The following is a 16,185-nucleotide window of genomic DNA, read 5'->3' as shown; positions in this document are numbered from 1 at the left end:
CGGTTACAGCGGGAGGGTTATGCCGAGTTCTTCCATGGCGGTGGAGGGCGGTCCGCCTTCGGAGCGTTCAGTCTTGTAGCCCTTGATGCGGGGTTCGAGGCTGCGGGGGTCGACGGCTTCGGCGGGGGCGCCGGTGGCGTACAGCCCGTCGGGCTGGCTGTCGCGGTCATGCGGAAGCAGCCAGAAGACGCGGCGGCGAAAAGTCCCAGACGCGCGGGAAGCCTTGGCGGTGGGGCCGAGGACCGCGTAGCCGATCATGCGTCCGTCGCGGTGGTAGGCGGGTTTGGCTTTGCGGGTGGGCAGCCGGTCCAGGCTCTGGCGGACGTAGTCGAGGTCGGAGATGTCCTCGAGCCAGACCAGGTCGGTTTCGTGGCTGATCTCGTCCTCAGTGATCAGGGAGCTCATTTGGTGGGATCCCCTTCCTGGTCAGTGAGCAGTCCGATGCCGGGGTAGTGCTTGCGCTGGTTGGACAGGATCATCTCCTTGGGCGAGGCCAGGCCGACGAGTTCGCGGGTGCGGGCGGCGAAGGCTCGTGAGGACATGGCCGGTGCGCCCTCATTTTGGCACCAGCTCTTGTAGGTGGCGTAGAGGGAGGTCTGCTCGGCGCGCAGTTCGGGGGCGAGGACGCATGTTTCCTCGTAGAAGCGGCCGGTGTGGTCTTCGGTTTCGGCGTAGGCGGAGGTGGCGATGCGGACGCGTTGGGGGCCGGTGAGGTCGCGGTCGCCGGCGAGGTAGCGGCGGGCGCCGTCGATGAGCCAGCCGAGGATGCCGGGGCCTTCTTCGGTGGCGAGGATGTCGGCGAGGTTGTCGATCTTGCGGTCGTCGGAGACGACGCGTTCGAAGGGGATCAGGCGCATGCGGCGCCAGAAGGCGAAGCCGCCGGTGCCGACTTCGGGGCGGTGGTTGCCGAGCAGCCAGAGTTTGTGGGTGGGTTCGAAGCTGAAGAAGTCCTGGCGCATGCGGCGGGCTTTGATGCGGTCGCCGCCGATGAGGAGTTTGACGCGGGCTTCGTCGAACTTGTCGCCGGGTTTGACTTCGGAGCAGACGATGACGCGGCGGCCGTGGAGTTCGGCGAGGTCGGTGGGGTGGCCTTCGTAGGGGCGGGCCATGAGGAAGCCGGGCGGGGCGGCGTCGGCGTAGTCGCCGAGGAGTTTCATGAGGACGTCCAGGAGGACGGATTTGCCGTTCTTGCCGGAGCCGAAGAGGAAGGGCAGGATCTGGCCGCCGACGTCGCCGGTGACGGAGTAGCCGAGGAGGATCTGCAGGTAGTCGATCATTTCCTGGCCTTCGGTGTCGTCGCCGAAGGTGTCGGTCAGGAATCGGTTCCAGCGGGGGGTGGGCTGTGGCTGGGGGCCGGTGGTGGTGGAGCGGGAGTGGAAGTCCTTGTTCGGGTCGGGGGTTTTGATCAGTCCGGTGCGCAGGTCGACGATGCCGTCGGGGGTGCACAGGGCGTAGGGGTCGGCGTCCAGGCGGGCGGCGTTGAGGACCATGCCGGGGGCGGATTTGGCCTGGGTGAGCATGGCGTTGATGCCGGTGGTGGACAGGGCGCGGCGGCGGTGGCTTTGGAGGGCTGTGGTGGTGAAGTGGCCGCGGGGGTCGTGGGTGGCGATGGTTTCGGCGAGGTCGCCGGCGGCCCATTGGACGCTGTCGTCTTCGTCGATCTGCCAGCGGGTGGTGTCCCAGCGGTACCAGCCGATGCCGGGGACGTGGCGGTAGTCGTTGGCGTACAGGCGGACGAAGAGTTTGGCGTTGCCGCGGTCGGAGAGGGTGTCGGGGAGCAGTCCGTCCGCGGTGGCGCCGTCCAGCGCGGCAGGGGCAGCGCCGGGGCGGGCGGGGGCGGGGACGGCAGTGGCGCCCTGGGCGCGGATCTGTGCGGCGACGGCTTCGGGGTCGAACTCGAAGAGGGCGTCGGGCCTGGGGGTGCTCACGGCTGCCTCCCGCTGGAGTGGAGGGGCCGCGTGGTGCCGGCGGCCAGTCCGCTGCGGATGGTGGCGTCGATGCGTCGTTCCTGTCCGGGACGGGCCGTCAGCGCGGCGTCCTTCAGGCGGTGTTCGGCTTCGCCTGGCTTGAGGCGGCCAGCGGCGATGAGGCCGCCCAGGGTGTAGGCGGCGCGGTTGAGGATGTCGGAGAAGCCGGCTCCCTCGGGGACCTGGCCGCAGGCGTGGACCGGGGCGAGGATGCTGGTGAGCAGGCCGGGCGTGGTGTCGTGGCTGCGGGCGGCCGCAACGGCTTGCCGGGCCCGGGGCGGGACCAGCCGCGGGGCGGGGATGTGGGCGGGCAGGTGCCCGGTGCGTTCGAGTTCCTGGGCGAGCCAGGCCGGGAGCGGTGCGGGCTCGCGGGCGGTGCCGACGGGGGTGTAGGTGCCGGTGGGGACGCGGGTGCCGGGGGCGATGATGTAGCTGCCGTGCGCGCGGATGTCGACCTGCCAGGCCAGCGCCCGGTTAGGGCTGGTGCCCACGGAGGACTGCCAGCGGTGGGGCGAGCGGTACCAGACGTGCATGCCGCCCGAAGGGGTGCGTACCCGCAGCGTGGTGGTGTCCTGGTCGGGGCTCGGCTGGCCGCGCAGGGCGGCCAGGATGCCGAGGGTGTGGAAACCGTTCGCAAGTCCGTGCAGGTCCACCTGGTCGCCGATGGGGATGCCGGGCAGGATCCGGTCGCGGGCGGGCGGCTCGGCAACGTGGGCGTCAATGTCGATCACGATCAGACCTGCCGGGCCGCAGGAGACCCCGGTCCCGAAGTCCGGGTGGGCGGCCCACCACTGACTGATCCTCTCTTGGTCCAGAGTCGCTGCGTGGAAGCCGTGGCACCAGCGACCGGCTGGCAGGCATGCGCACTCGGCGGGAGCGTGCGCATGCGTTCGGCAGTCCGCGCAGTTACCGGCAGGGGTTTTCTGGCCGGGAGACAGCGGGAGGACCGGCCAGCCTCTCCGGGCGCACCAGTGCGCGATGGATCCCGGCGCGAGCGGCGCAGCGACTGAGGACTCGACCGCAGCCTGCCGTGAGTCGCTGCGTGAAAACCGCAGCTCAGAACGCATCCCCATCCCCAATCAGCGACTCAAGCGACTCAACGACGGACACAGACTAGCGAATGATTCGAATGGGAGTGGGGAGGGCACTGTGCAGCGAGTTGACTCTGTGCAGGTCACCCTGCGGCGCTTGATGGCGCACCGCGGGAGGCCATCGGGTGCCCGGGAGGGGCCGGTGCGGGCACTGCGGTCCTGGACCGGAACAGCGACTCTAGCGACTGAACTGCGACCATGCACTGACGGCTCTCCGGAGAACCGCGACGAGGAATACGCATCGCGAACGGCGAGTCGCTTCAGTCGCTGTATGTAGGGCTGGCACAGGCGCCTGGCCCGGTTCATCGGAACGACAGCGACTGAAGCGAACCCACACCGCGGGATGAGCCCTCGCGTGCCGCGTGGAGGGCTGGGCCCCACTGTCCTCACGGATACCAACTGCAAAACGGGACCTGCGGGGGCGCGGAGGATGGTTGCTTGCTCCAGCGACTGAAGAGGAGCAGCAGCGACCAGACAGGCTGAGTCGCTCGGCGATACGCCTGTACATCGAAGCAGGTCAGAGCGGCTTTTCTGTACCTAACAGCGACTGAAGCGACTGAAGCCTTCTATATATGACGCACATGCGCACACTCAGTCTGTCTTATATATGGGAATGTTCAGTCGCTTCGGTCGCTGTAATCGCGCCAGCAACTCTCTGACCTGCGGTTATCGGAAAGCAGGCGGCAGCGACTGACCGATGACACGGTCGCTGCGGCTCAGTCGCTGCTCCGCAGGTCAGCCGTGCTCTTCCCAGTCTTCCTGACAGCCGCGCAGCAGGCGAAATGCAGAACAACGCTGCCCCTAAAAGTCCGCGGCCGCCTCTTCGAGATGCCCGGCTAGCCGAACGCGCACACCGTCCACGCAAGAACTGGGCCAGGAGTCCGGCGGCCGTCCGGTGTTCCTGGTGGGCGTCCTGACCGGATATCTGATCGCCGAGCCGCCCGGCGGCGGAGAGCAGCTCGATCCGCTCAGCGACCTCATCCCTGTCGTGATCCGTAAGCTGCCCGCCTTCGAGATGGCGGACCCGGAGCAGGTGCCGATGGCCACCGGTGTCCTGATGGCCGCGGCCATGGGCATGGACACCGTCGCCTGGCGCGACCAGTACGGGCCGATCCCGCCGAAAGAAGCGGTCCTGCACGGTTTCCTGCTGTGGCTGCTCGCCGACCTCTTCGACTCCCTGATTGACAAGCCCGGAACCATCGACCAGATGCTGCGCGAGACCTTCGACTCCATGAACACCTCGCAGGACTGACGCTGCACACCCCGCCGGACGTTGAGTGAGGGGATCTGGAACCCACCCCTCGAAGCCCGCCGGGACGACATCCAGACCGTGCTCGGCTTCATAGCGCTGTCCGCCGCAACGTGGGTCGTTGATGCCTCCCGCATCGACGACGTCCCCGCTCGCCGCCCTAACCTTGAGCTCACGCCGTCCGGCCAAGCGGCGTCGACTGCAGGACCGCGGCCTCCCTCCCCGGCCGGGCCCCTTTCGCTGCCGACACTCGTAGGCATCACAGCAGCCGTCGGTCTCGCCGTTTTCGCGGGCCCTGGGATCTGAGCCCCGGCGCCTGCTCAGCAAGTCCGGCGCGCGGAGTCACTGCGCCGGTCGCGTGGAAGCAGATCAGGAGAGGGTCCGCCGCGGTCTTTCGCCGCCCGGCGTACCTCCAGCTCCACGTCAAACCGGTTCAGGCGCTTGATATTGGCGTACTCGGTAATGGCTTGCTGTGCCGCTGCCGCCGCCTCGAACCAAATCGCTCGTTGGCGGGTGCGGGCCTCGTATGAATCAAGTAGGCCGAGATTTACGTGTTCGCGGTTGGCGGCCTCCTGCAGGCCAACTACGGCAGCCCAGGAATCAGTTGCGGTCAGATCGGTGCCGTCGTTTGAGCGCTGGAGGGCCGGTTTACCTTCGGGCACCGATGCGAATGCCTCGGGCGCTGAGTTCCGCTGCTGGGGCGGAATCCTTGGCAAGAGTGGGCGCGCTGGCGCGTCGGCCACGCCCAGCTCTGCGGTGGGGCCTGTAGCCACCGTGAGGGCTTCGCCAGCGTTGGGCGGACCATGTGTCGGGCGGTCTCGGGTGGGCGCTGATGCGTCGGCTGTGAGCGTCAGTTCCACGCCGTAGATGCCGCGGCGTTCCAGGGGTGCGCTCGGAATCCACGTGTCGTCGCCGAAGGTGCAGGTGGTTTCCGCGTCTCTTCCGGAAAACTGCACGTCCTCATCCGGCGCCTTTGGTTCCTGAAAGGTGGGGGTTTCCCCGCTTTGATAGTCGTTCCACCGAGCACGGTCATCGGTGGAGACCCACATGTAGGCGCCAGATCGCCGGTCCCTGCGGGAAGAAGCAAAGAGAGGGGCCACGGTGCCCGTGACAGCACCGATCAGGGTCTGACCGACCATGACGGCTTGGGTGTTCCCCTTATAGCCCGTCCATCCCGTGCCTTCGTCGTCCAGGCGACGCGGGGTCTCCCATTGCAGGTGAACTTTGCCGCATCCTGTCTTCAGCAGACCGTTTGGACAGGGGCGCTCAGCGCTCGCGGTGCACTGCCACTCGACGAGAACGCGGAAGCCGCCCGTCAGCGCAATGTCTTGCGATCTGTCGATCTCCCGCCAGGTCATCTCCCGGGTCAGCATCCAGTTCGCCCGGTCGATGAGGTGGAACCTGTCGTCATGCGTGATCCAGTTGGCCACCAGTCCCGCGTCGGCGTGTGCCTTCGATCGGCGCAGCACGGTGCCGGCGCTGGCGTTGTAGTACTGCGCTTCGCATCCCAAACTCACCCCATTGGTGCCGATGAGTGTCACATCTGGCCGGGACGTTCTGTTTTTTGTCGCCTTCTCCACGCGGAACTCGATGCCGGCCGACTGGCCGGTGCGGGCCAAGAAGTCCTTCATGGCCTTGTGCCTGTCGCTCTCCTCCGCGGTCATCTCATGCGTCGTCGGCAAGTGCACGGCGCGCAGACGCAGGGCGCCATCGGGTCCCCGGTGTTTTCGCACATACATGTGCGGGCTCTTGACCCCGCTCAGCTCTGCCTTGCACTGCTCGCCTTGGCTGCTCTCCACGCAGACAAGCAGTTCACGATCTCTCGTGGCCACGGGTTGGAGGAGGCTCTCGAAGAGCTCGGGCAGATCCGGCCAGGCAGTGCCGAGGCCGAGGTCGGACTTGTCGAGTTCGAGAATCTTTCCGATTCCGGAATGCCAAACACCGTTAGCCACAAAGGCCCCCACCCGGTAGCGGTGCGCGGAACACTTGATTCTCAGAGTAGGGCCGGGTACTGACAACAGGCAGTCGCTTCGGGATTGCTCGCCCGTAGTTCGCCGTGAGGCCGCCATCTCGGCCCGTCGCCGCAGAACGGACTTGCCTCGGGGACGTTCTCTTGCCTCCCCACTCCCGTCTCGGGATCACTGTCCGAAACGCTACGCGGCCCCCAACTGCCCGGGGTCGATGCCCTTTCCGTGGCCTGGCCGGGTCTGCTTCGTTGTACAACCATGAGCGAATACGACGACACGACAGCCGACCGCGCTTTACCCGCCACTCCCACCGGCCTCACCTCAACTTCCGCCCCGGACCAGCTGCGCGCGCCGGTCTCTGAGGTGCCCGCACAGGATCGTTTCGCCGCGATCAGGCAACGCCGCCGCAACGAAGCCATCGCCGCACGCCTGCGCGCAGCCCTCCAGCTGGGCCGCATCCTCGCTGCCCACACCACCGCCGAACTCGAAGTGGCAATCGGCCAGGACGCGCGGCCGCGGCTCACCGAGGCCTACGAGCAGCTGCGCACCGGCACCGGCTCGCTGCTGGAGCTCCCCGAGCCGGTGCACCAGCTCCGTACCGCGCACCCCGGCTGGTGGGGCCTGCCCGAGAACTGACCGACGCGCGCGCGGCCTCCATACCTCCCGCGGCGCCGGCTCGGGAGGTTCTCACGGGCGCCATAGCGCAGCAACGTTGGTAGACACATCGACGCGGTGGCTCGGCCCCAGTGACCGTCGCCCGCAGCGCGGAGCTGCAGTCAGGCGGTCCAGCGTCGCCTCTCCCGTCAGACGATCAGCAGCGTCAGGAGGCAGCTCAGTGACCGTGACCATAGACACCTCGACCGACGCCGGACGGGCCATGGCCACCCACGATCGCTACCCCACCCTTGACCAGGTGATCGATGCGGCGCATGTGTTGGCCCAGGGCCACCCCGAGCTGTGCAGGCTGCGCACAGTGGGCAGGTCGCGCGAGGGAGAGCCGTTGTGGCTGCTGTCCGTCGGCCGCTCTGCCCAGCACGCGCTCATCCTTGCCGGCGCCCATGCCGACGAGCCGCTTGGTGGAGCGACGATCGTCGAGCTCGCTCACCGGACGGCCACGAACGCCTCTGTGCACCGCGGTGTCACCTGGAACTTCCTGCTCTGCCTCGACCCCGACGGCGCACGGCTGGCCGAAGCAGACGCGCACGGCGATGGCGGGGATTCCAGCACCCTCGCCGGTCACTTCACCCGCGCCTTCCGTCCGGCCGCCGACGAGCAGCCGGAATGGGCGCCCTCCCTGGGGGTGATGCTGCCCGAAACCCAGGCGCTCCTCGACGTCATCTCGACACTGCGGCCGTTCCTGCAGTGCTCCCTGCACAACAACGACGTGGGCGGCGCTTTCGTCGAGACCACCCGCCCCTTGCCCGCCCTGGCCGAGCCATTCACCCAGTCCGCTGCCGCCCTCGGCATTCCGGTGGAAGCGGGAACCTACGACGCCTTCTACTGGGACAGCTGCGGACCCGGTATCTACGTCATGCCACCACCGCAGAACGACAAACGCTGGGCCATCAGCCCCGGCGACGCCGGCACGACGACATGGCACGCCCCCCGGGCCTACGGCGGCACAACCCTGATCATCGAATCCCCGCTGTGGACGAGCACACGCCTCGCCGACCCCACGGTCATCGACAACCCGGCCCCGCTGCTGGAGAACGCAGCCGACCGGCTACGACACCGCTGGACACAGCTGTCGAGCATCCTCGCAGCGGCCGCACCCCACCTGAGCGCCGACACCCCACTGCTGCGTGCGGTACACACGCACATGGACGTCTGTGCCCCGATGGCCGACGAATGGGACCCACGCATCGTCCAGCCCGGCGCCCCGCCATGGCCCACGATGACCCAGGCCCGCTACGCCAGCATCGAAATGATCAGCCTGCGGGTGCCCATACGCGCCGCTGCGATGCTGCGCCGGGCGCTCCCCGACGAGCCCCCCACGGCACGACTTCGGTCCCGGCTGCAAGCCCTGCTCAATGCCTGGTGTCTGCAGTGCGAACAGGCGTTCCAGGGGGTGTGGCTCCCCGTAGCCCATCAGGTCGAACAGCAGATCGCCACCGTCGTCGCCGCCGTCGAGCTCACGCGTCCGCCAGCCAACGTGTCGGCCTGAACCGTGGAGTCCGATCTGCCTGCGACGAGGGGAAGATCAAGTGGCCGCGCGCCACCGCCTCTCTGATGCCCGAGCCCATCCAGGATCCTGGCGGCCGGGACGGGGCAGGCCTGCGGCATGGGAGAGTGACGCAATGGATGAGCAGGCGGCGGCCGACTGGGTGAGTACGGTGACCGCTGACGCGCGCGCCACCCGGGGCAAGGTCTTCTCGGCGAGCGTGCCGATCAGCGATCCGAGCGCAGCGTGGCCATCGGAGCCGCTGCTGGCTCAGGTCATCGAGCAGGTCGAGGACCAGGGCTGGCGTCTGGCGTCCGTGAGCCCGTACGGCGCACCCGACACGGCCTACACGGCAGGCACTTTCCGGGCTCTGCTCGTCTTCCGCTCTGCGTATGAGGGCCGGACGTAAGCACTGCGCGCGGTCAGCCGGAACATCCCCCGTGCGGCCAGAGGGTCCTGTCCGGCGACAGAATTACCGGGTCCGCTGAGACGTCTTCGGCCGCCAGCCGCCAGGCCGGGCGGCCGTCTGGCCGCAGCAGATCAGGCAGGGGCGCGGCGTCCTGTGCCGGTACCTCGCCCGTTCAGGGGGATCAGGGTCTCCAGACGGGCGCCCTTGACCCACGCCCCGAGCAGATCGCGGTGCAGGGCCACGATGTCCTGGCGCAGGGCCAGACCTTGCGCGGCCTTGGTGAAGGTACGGCAGGTGGTGACGAACAAGGCGACGTCGGCGCCGTGCTCGAGGCGGGCAGTCCCGACGAACTTCTGCATGTCCTGCGAGGAGACGCTGCGGTGCGGGGCGTACTTCTTGCACTGGACAACCAGCTTGCGGCCATCAGCCAGGTAGCCGACGACGTCGGCGCCCAGGTCGCCACTCCTGCCGCTCACCACCACCCGCGTGCAGCCGTCGCGCCGACACAAGTCCGCGATGTACGCCTCGAACTCCTGCCACGACAGGTCGTCGACCTCGGCCATCGACAACTCCCGCGCCCGCGCCTCCTCCTGCGCCCGCCAGGCACGGTCCTGGCCGATGGCGCGGCGGTGCGCGCGCAGCAGCATCCAGCCGGCACCGCCCACGACTGCCGCGACGAGCACGGTCAGCAGGGCGGGCCACACCGCCGCCCAGTGCAGGGCCATCCACCACACGGTGACCACTGTCGCCGCCGCGGCCGCCACCTGCAGTTTCTTGCGCGTCTGCTTCTTCAGACGCCGACGCCGCCGTGTCGCCATCAGCCGCCCGCTCCCCAGGCTCGTGACGAGCAATGCCTGAAGTCCGCTCGAGTTCGGTTCATCGGCTTGCCTGGGTGACGCCGGTGGCGAGCTGCCCGAGGAAGTCGGTGATGCTCGCGCCCAACGGCGTGGGGGCGATCAGGATGCCGAGGGCCAGGACGAGGATGACGGTCATCTTCTCGTCGTTGCGGCTGCGGGCCTCTGTACGCCGCCGCAGTCGGAAGAACACGATGATCGCCAGCAGCAGTGCCACGTTGATGGTCAGCATCGTCCGTCCCCTCCCCCAGCGATCCACTCCGCGTGGGGCGGCAGGAGACCGCCCCGGCGTTCCTGTGTAGCGGGGCCCTGTTGATGTTGGAGGGGCCTTGCTGACGAATGGCATAAAGCTGTCGGGCTTGACCGAATCTGGTGGGGCAGTGTCGGTGCGGGCGGGCAGGCCACGTCAACGGTGTCGCGCAGCAGGTGCACGGTGCTCATCCAGCTCAGGTGCAGCGGGGCCGTGACCGGGCGTCCAGTGCAGTGCAGGACTGCCGATGGCTGCGGTGTCCTCTCTTGGCACCGAGTGGGTTAGGAGAACATGACGCGGTAGGTCTGGTAGCCGTGTCCTACCTGGCGCATGGCGGCGAAGGGGGCGGTTGCGTTGCCAGTGCCTTTGTAGAAGTACAGGTCGCCGTTGGGCTGGCGGGCGATGAGGTCGGCTTTGCCGTCGAAGTCCATGTCGCTGGTGGCGACGAGGGCGTCGAACTGGTTCCAGCCGCCGCCGATTTTGGTGCGTGTCTCGAAGGGGGCGTTGCCGTCTCCGGTGCCCTTGTAGAGCCACAGGACGCCGGAGGTGTCCCGGGCGATGAGGTCGGGCCACTGGTCGCCGGTCAGGTCGCCCTTGCCGGTGAGCTGTGTGTACTGGTTCCAGCCCTGGCCGACTTTGTGGCGGGCGGTGAGGGTGCCGTCGCTGTAGCCGTAGTAGAACCACAGCACGCCGTCGGCGTCGCGGCCGAGTACGTCGTATCCCGGCGCGCCGGCGAGGTTGCCGGGTGAGAAGACGGTGGCGTACGTGTTCCAGCCGCCTCCGACGTAGCCGTAGCTGCTGGACAGGCCGCCGTTGGTCGTCCAGACCCAGGTGTTGTCGGCGACGCCGTCACCGTCGTCGTCGGCGTTGCTGGCGGTGCGGACGTCCGCGTAGTCGGTGGCGAGCTGCTCGCGGGGGGCGAGGATGTCGGCGCTGTCCGGTGCGTAGGAGTACAGGGCCCCTGTTTTGTCGATGCCGAACATGCCGAAGACGGCCGCTGTTTGGGGCGTTGCGGCTATGCCGCTCCGGGTACGAGGGGGCGCGGTCTGCTGTGCGGTCTGGGTGAGCTGGCGGGCCTGGGCCGAGGCGGTCGTGGTGCCGGCGTCTGCGATGGCGGTCCCGGATGCGGCCGTGACCACGGCGGTCATGGCAACGGCGAGTGCCAGCTGTGCGAACGGTCTGAGTGAGCGGTTCTTGGCGGTGCTGGGCATCGGATCTCCCGTGGATGAGCTGCTCGTGCGGCAGGGCGGCGTGGTGCATGGCCGTATCGGCTGTTGCCTGGCTGGAAAAGCCTTGCCGCGGGGGCGGAAAGTGAACAGGTGCTACAACCTTTTCTGGTGACGGGTAGTCACTCATGGAAGCGGCTGCTGGTCACTGTCCGAAGTGGTGGGCCCGGAGAGCTTGTCACATGCACCTTCTGTGTGCCTAGTGTGATGTTCCTGTGGCGTATCAGTGAAGATCACGCCTTTCGATGCGGTCGGGCGATCGCCTCGCGCCAGGTCGCCGTGCCGCCAGCTCGCTGAACATGCAGTCGATCCGGATGAGGTGATGTCAGGCCCACGCCAAGCGCATCGTTCAGTGCGGTGCGCGAAAGGATGCGGGTTGAGACTCACAAGCACATCAGGCAGGCGCAGGAAACGCAGACTTGTCCGCGGTGCACCGGCGCTGACCTCGGTTACCGCGCTGGCTCTGATAACCACGCTGGCAGTACAGCCGGACGCCCTGACGCCGAAGCAGGACGACCGTATGGAAAAGGTCAGCCAGGGCTGGTACGAGGACACCCCCGCCGAACAGCTGCGCCAGGACCAGTGTCTGATGAACGGGGTGCTGCAGCTGGGCGGCACTTCCATGGCGGCGGTTGCGCAAGACGCCCTCAACCAGCCGGCGGACCAGTTGCACGTACTGGCCAACCGTGAGCACTGGCAGGACACGCCCCTCGCCAAGGCCTACGACACGGACAAGGCCGCAGCCGACAAAGCGATCAACGACTTCGCCGCCCTGAAGACGGGCTGGCAGGCGAAACTCGAAGGCCTCGCCACCCCCGGCGGGTTCACGGAGACCGGCTTCCACTGGCCGCCCGGCTCACCGGGCGACGGCAAGAAGGACTTCTACGACCAGACCGGACTCGGCCAGTGGGCCGCGAACCGGTTCTGGCAGAACGACAGCGACTTTTACGAGGACCCCACCCCGCTCGCCGACGCGGCGACCAAGAACGCCGTCAAGGCCCTCGGCGCCCCGCTGTACGGCGGCGAGACGGACGGCTCCAACCCCGCCTACGACCGGCACGAGGCGTACGACTACCTGACCGACTGGAGCATGGAGCCCACCGGCGCGGACAACGCCCGGATCTTCCTGGAGTCCGGCGGCTTCCCCACCGCGGCGCCCGCGCCGGACAGCGCCGAGTTCCGCATCGCCGTTGAGAACCTCAAGGCGCGCTTCGCCGCATGCGCTTGGCGTGACCCGATCGACCCTGACGGCGTACTGGGTGCGGAGGTGGACACCTCGGCTGCGGAGTGGCAGCAGGAGATCGCCTCCCAGGCCACCCAGCGCAACCAGATTCTGACCGCCAACACCCAAGCGGCCAAGGCACTGGTCTCCGGTTCCAAGATTCTCGGCAACATGCTCGGCAACTCCTGGGTCGCTGACCATGCCGTGCGCTGGCAGTCCTACTGGTCGCCCGGCGGCGGCGGAAAGGATGAGGCGTTCCCGCCGGACGCGGCACAGTTCACCAAGGCCAAGAACGCTCTTGCCCAGGCACAGTCGGTCACCAAGGCGCAGCTGATCCTGCTCAAGCAGCAGGCGGCAGCCGCCAAGCGGGCCATGACCGCCAGCGACACGGCGGTGCAGGACGCGAATGCCATCGCGGACACCAACAGCACCCCGCGCGGCCGTGGCCTGCTGGTAGCACAGCAGAAGGCTCAGGTCACGCACGGCATCGCGGCAGCACTGGACGCCATGGTCATCGCCGGGCAGACCACCGAGACAGCCACCCACGCCTCCGCCGCCGACAGTGCCACCATCGCGCAGCGCGCCATCGCCCAGGCCGCCCAGTCCAAGACAGAGTTCCGCAAGCAGTCCGCGCAGTACGCCGAACTGCAGGCCAAGTGGGCGGCCGAGTCCGCGAAGCAGCACCGTGACAACGCCAAACAGGACAAGGAAGATGCCGAAGCCGCCCTGCAGGTGGCTCTGACCGCCGAGGGCGACGCCAAGGCCGCCGCGGAAGACGCGCACAAAAAGCGCCTGGCAGCCGAGGCGGAGGAAAAGACCGCCAAGACGGAAAAGGAGACCGCGGCCGCCAAGCAGGCGGAAGCCGCCCAGCACCGCAAGGACGCCGAGGGCTACAACACCACCGCACAAGAGGCCAAGAAGAAGGCCGAGACCGCGGCCGACACCGCCTCCGCACGCCGCAAGGACGCGGAGACAGCCCGCGACGACGCCAAGGCCAAGCGCGATGATGCGTGGGACGCCGAACAGAAGGCCGACGCCGCACGCGCCAAGGCCGATGCCAAGGGCGCCTACGCCGACTCCCTCGACGCCGGTGACGCAGCCACCGCCGCACGCGCGGCCGCCGACGAAGCCGACCGTCAGGCCACCACCGCCGAGACGGCGGCGAAGAACGCCCGCACCTCCGCCGACGCGGCCACCCAGGCCGCGGCCGACGCGGACGCCGCGGCCACCCGCGCAGAAGCAGCCGCCAGCCGGGCCCGCGCCAACGCCGACGCCGCCCAGGCCGACAAGCTGAAGGCCGACGCCGCCGTACGCACCGCCACCAGCGCCGCGGCCGACGCCATCGCCGCCGCCAAGCACGCGGCCGCCGAGGCAGCCCTAGCCGTCGAGGCCGCCGACAACGCGGAAAAACACGCAGGGGAAGCCAAAACCCATGCAAACGCGGCGCTGAAGGAGTCGGTGACCGCGCAGGTCGCGGCGGCCCGCGCAGCCGGTTTCGCGTACACCACGGCCCAGGTCGCCGTCGATGCCCGCCAGTCCGCGGCCCGCGTCGTTGACCCGGCCAACGACGCCATCCAGCTCGGCTCCCCGTACGTCACCAAGGACTCCGCAGCCGACCTCGTCGTCCTGGCCGGCCAGGGCGCGAAATCCATCGCCGACCAGCAGGCGGCAGTCGCCGACGCCCACGCCAAGAACGCCGCCAAGGAAGCAGCCCTCGCCAAAACCCTGGCCGACAAGGCCACGGCGGACGCCAAGGCCGCACTCACGGCAGCAGCCGGCGCAGCAGCCTACGCATCCCAAGCCCGCGGATATGCGAAGGAGGCCCTGGGCTACTCAGCTGCGGCAGCCCTGGCGGCCTCCAAGGCCACCCAGTCCCTGACCCGCACCATCGAATACGACCGCCAGGCCACCGCCGACGCAGCAGCCGCCGACGCAGCAGCCGACCGCGCCGAAGGCTACGCCACCGACGCCCGCAACTCCGCCGACGCAGCAGCACTCGACGCCGAGGCAGCCCGCGCCGCCGCAGCCCAGGCCGAAGCAGCCGCCACGGACGCACGCATCGCGGCGAACAAGGCGGACGCGGACGCCACAGCAGCCGAAGAAGCCGCCAAGGACGCCGACCAGTACGCCAAGGAGGCGCAAGAGGCATCCGACCGCACTGAGAGGCAGCAGGCCAATCAGGCGAGCTCCGAGGGGACCGGTACGGGAATTCCCGGTGTGTTCGCCGTTCCGGACGAGTCCACGGTCGAGATCGTCAGCTCCAAGCAGATCGGTACCTGCCCGGGGATGCCGGACGCGGCCTTCTCCGGGTGCGACGCCAAGTATGACCTGGTCGTTACCTATGAGGCCGACTTCTACCTGTGTGCCGACAGCGAGGCGCAAGCCACGGTCGACGGTTGCCCAAAGGCGGCATGGCAGTTCCTCAAGCGGGCGACGCTGAAGAACATCAAGATCGAGGGCTGGACGCACCACTTCTCCGGTAAAGACATCGTCCGGGCCGGATGGCAGAGCCTCTTCGGTGACATACCCGGATCAATCTTGTTCTCCTTCTTCGCCGAAGACTTGATGGACTGCTGGCACGGCGACAAGTCTGCCTGCGCTTGGAGCCTTGCCACGTTCTTTCCGGTCGAGGTTCTGCTCACCCCGATCGTGGATGCCGTCAAGGCTCTCAACACGGCTGCCAAGACCGGCACCGGTTTCACCGACGCGTGGAAACAACTTCGCACACTACAGTTGTCCGACGAAGCCATCGCGGGGCTCGGTGCGAAAGCACTCGAAGCTCTAAGCAAGGCGCGTAAGTGGTGCACTGCCAACAGCCTCCCTGGCACCACGCGAGTGCTTATGGCCAACGGCACGACCAAGAGGATCGCGGACATCAGGGTCGGCGAGACAGTTCTCACAACCGACCCTGAAAGCGGCCGCACTGAACCCCACACGGTTTCCCGCACCATTTATACGGCAGACGACACAGATTTCGCTGACATCACGATCGACGTCGGTCATTCGCGGATCACGGCAACACAGCATCACCCCTTCTGGTCGCCTAGCACTCATCGCTGGACGGACGCGGGAGACCTGCGCCGCGGACAAACGCTGCGAACCGCCACCGGCGCGACCGTCCGCGTGCTCAGCGTTCACCGCTTTCACCGGCCGCACTCCGCCTACAATCTCACTGTCGAAGACGTCCACACCTATTATGTGCTGGCCGGGTCGACGCCGGTTCTGGTGCACAATACAAACGGATGCCCGACCGGGACCATGGTGCTCGGGATCGGCGAGCATTCTGAAGCACTGGCCAAGGAGCTCGCAGGAGGGTATACCTTCAACGGCGATGCTTTCGCAGAAATTGTCGGTAGAGTCGGCGGGAAGCCGGTTGCTCTATGGATGACCGAGGTCTCCAATGTGCTACGCAACAACGGTAAGGTCGCCGTCAGCCTGAAGGGGTTCGACGGCGAGAATCCGGCTGAGCAGTATGCGCTCGCTTACAAGGCCTGGCGTTCGGGTGACTGGGCGGCCACCCAGTGGGAAATGGGTCAGATCGGTCTCCAGATACAATTGGGGAACTTTGAGTGGCGCAACATAACGTTTTACAGCAAAGAGGGCAAGGTCGTGAATATTCCCGAACCGAACTGGGACGTATTGAATGGCTGAACCGCATCCCACCTCGGAGTTCTGCGGTGCCGAAATCTATCGGTCCAGCAGGTACTTCAAGGTCTGGCAATACACTGTCGGCCATCGCAGGCTACTTCTCCGGAGTAGCCGGGATAGGCCACCGGAGACGCGAATCGA

12 protein-coding genes are annotated in these 16,185 nt (G+C 67.7%); 5 read left to right on the top strand and 7 right to left on the bottom strand.

Features of this window, described 5'->3' with window-relative positions; all coding sequences use genetic code 11:
- Positions 1–3 precede the first annotated feature (3 nt).
- From C1N81_RS05310 to C1N81_RS05300, 3 genes are read right to left on the bottom strand one after another with little or no spacing between them, the layout of a single operon-like run.
- The gene (locus tag C1N81_RS05310; protein ID WP_394427281.1) at positions 4–405 is read right to left on the bottom strand and encodes a DUF6009 family protein; all 402 of its coding nucleotides are present in this window, start codon (positions 403–405) and stop codon (positions 4–6) included.
- Positions 402–1,928 (bottom strand): DNA primase family protein, encoded by a 1,527-nt coding sequence (locus C1N81_RS05305; RefSeq protein ID WP_394427279.1) that lies wholly within the window; start codon positions 1,926–1,928, stop codon positions 402–404. The genes C1N81_RS05310 and C1N81_RS05305 overlap by 4 nt, the downstream gene beginning before the upstream one ends.
- The gene (locus C1N81_RS05300; RefSeq protein WP_394427277.1) at positions 1,925–3,034 is read right to left on the bottom strand and encodes a bifunctional DNA primase/polymerase; all 1,110 of its coding nucleotides are present in this window, start codon (positions 3,032–3,034) and stop codon (positions 1,925–1,927) included. The genes C1N81_RS05305 and C1N81_RS05300 overlap by 4 nt, the downstream gene beginning before the upstream one ends.
- Before the next feature lie 928 nt (positions 3,035–3,962).
- Between C1N81_RS05300 and C1N81_RS05295 the strand changes: the two genes are divergently transcribed.
- Entirely contained in the window at positions 3,963–4,310 is a 348-nt protein-coding gene (locus tag C1N81_RS05295) for a hypothetical protein (protein WP_394427275.1), read from the top strand.
- A 317-nt stretch (positions 4,311–4,627) separates the two neighbouring features.
- On the opposite strand, the gene C1N81_RS05290 is transcribed toward C1N81_RS05295, so the two are convergent.
- Positions 4,628–6,259 carry a competence protein CoiA family protein gene (locus C1N81_RS05290; protein WP_394427272.1) on the bottom strand — a complete coding sequence of 544 codons (1,632 nt, stop codon included), beginning with the start codon at positions 6,257–6,259 and terminating at the stop codon, positions 4,628–4,630.
- A 273-nt stretch (positions 6,260–6,532) separates the two neighbouring features.
- Between C1N81_RS05290 and C1N81_RS05285 the strand changes: the two genes are divergently transcribed.
- From C1N81_RS05285 to C1N81_RS05275, 3 genes are all read left to right on the top strand, one after another.
- On the top strand, positions 6,533–6,910 hold the full coding sequence (locus tag C1N81_RS05285) for a hypothetical protein (RefSeq protein WP_394427270.1): 378 nt from the start codon (positions 6,533–6,535) through the stop codon (positions 6,908–6,910).
- A gap of 199 nt (positions 6,911–7,109) precedes the next feature.
- Complete coding sequence (locus tag C1N81_RS05280) at positions 7,110–8,438, top strand: M14 family zinc carboxypeptidase (RefSeq protein WP_394427268.1); 1,329 nt, start codon at positions 7,110–7,112, stop codon at positions 8,436–8,438.
- 133 nt (positions 8,439–8,571) lie between these two features.
- Positions 8,572–8,844, top strand: a complete 273-nt coding sequence (locus tag C1N81_RS05275; RefSeq protein ID WP_394427265.1) for a hypothetical protein — start codon at positions 8,572–8,574, stop codon at positions 8,842–8,844.
- Between the two features lie 131 nt (positions 8,845–8,975).
- Here C1N81_RS05275 and C1N81_RS05270 read toward each other — a convergent pair whose 3' ends face one another.
- The 3 genes from C1N81_RS05270 to C1N81_RS05260 form a co-directional block, all read right to left on the bottom strand.
- A complete protein-coding gene (locus C1N81_RS05270) occupies positions 8,976–9,662 on the bottom strand; it encodes a restriction endonuclease (RefSeq protein ID WP_394427263.1) in 687 nt (228 codons plus the stop codon).
- 58 nt (positions 9,663–9,720) lie between these two features.
- Complete coding sequence (locus C1N81_RS05265; protein ID WP_394427260.1) at positions 9,721–9,930, bottom strand: hypothetical protein; 210 nt, start codon at positions 9,928–9,930, stop codon at positions 9,721–9,723.
- Between the two features lie 299 nt (positions 9,931–10,229).
- Entirely contained in the window at positions 10,230–11,159 is a 930-nt protein-coding gene (locus C1N81_RS05260) for an FG-GAP repeat domain-containing protein (RefSeq protein WP_394427258.1), read from the bottom strand.
- A 535-nt stretch (positions 11,160–11,694) separates the two neighbouring features.
- Here C1N81_RS05260 and C1N81_RS05255 point away from each other — a divergent pair.
- Positions 11,695–16,047, top strand: a complete 4,353-nt coding sequence (locus tag C1N81_RS05255) for a polymorphic toxin-type HINT domain-containing protein (RefSeq protein WP_394427256.1) — start codon at positions 11,695–11,697, stop codon at positions 16,045–16,047.
- Positions 16,048–16,185: the final 138 nt, after the last annotated feature.

This window comes from Streptomyces sp. SGAir0957 (assembly GCF_043523415.1).
The sequence above is the reverse complement of the archived record's forward strand: the minus strand, read 5'-3'. Positions and strand labels throughout refer to the sequence as shown.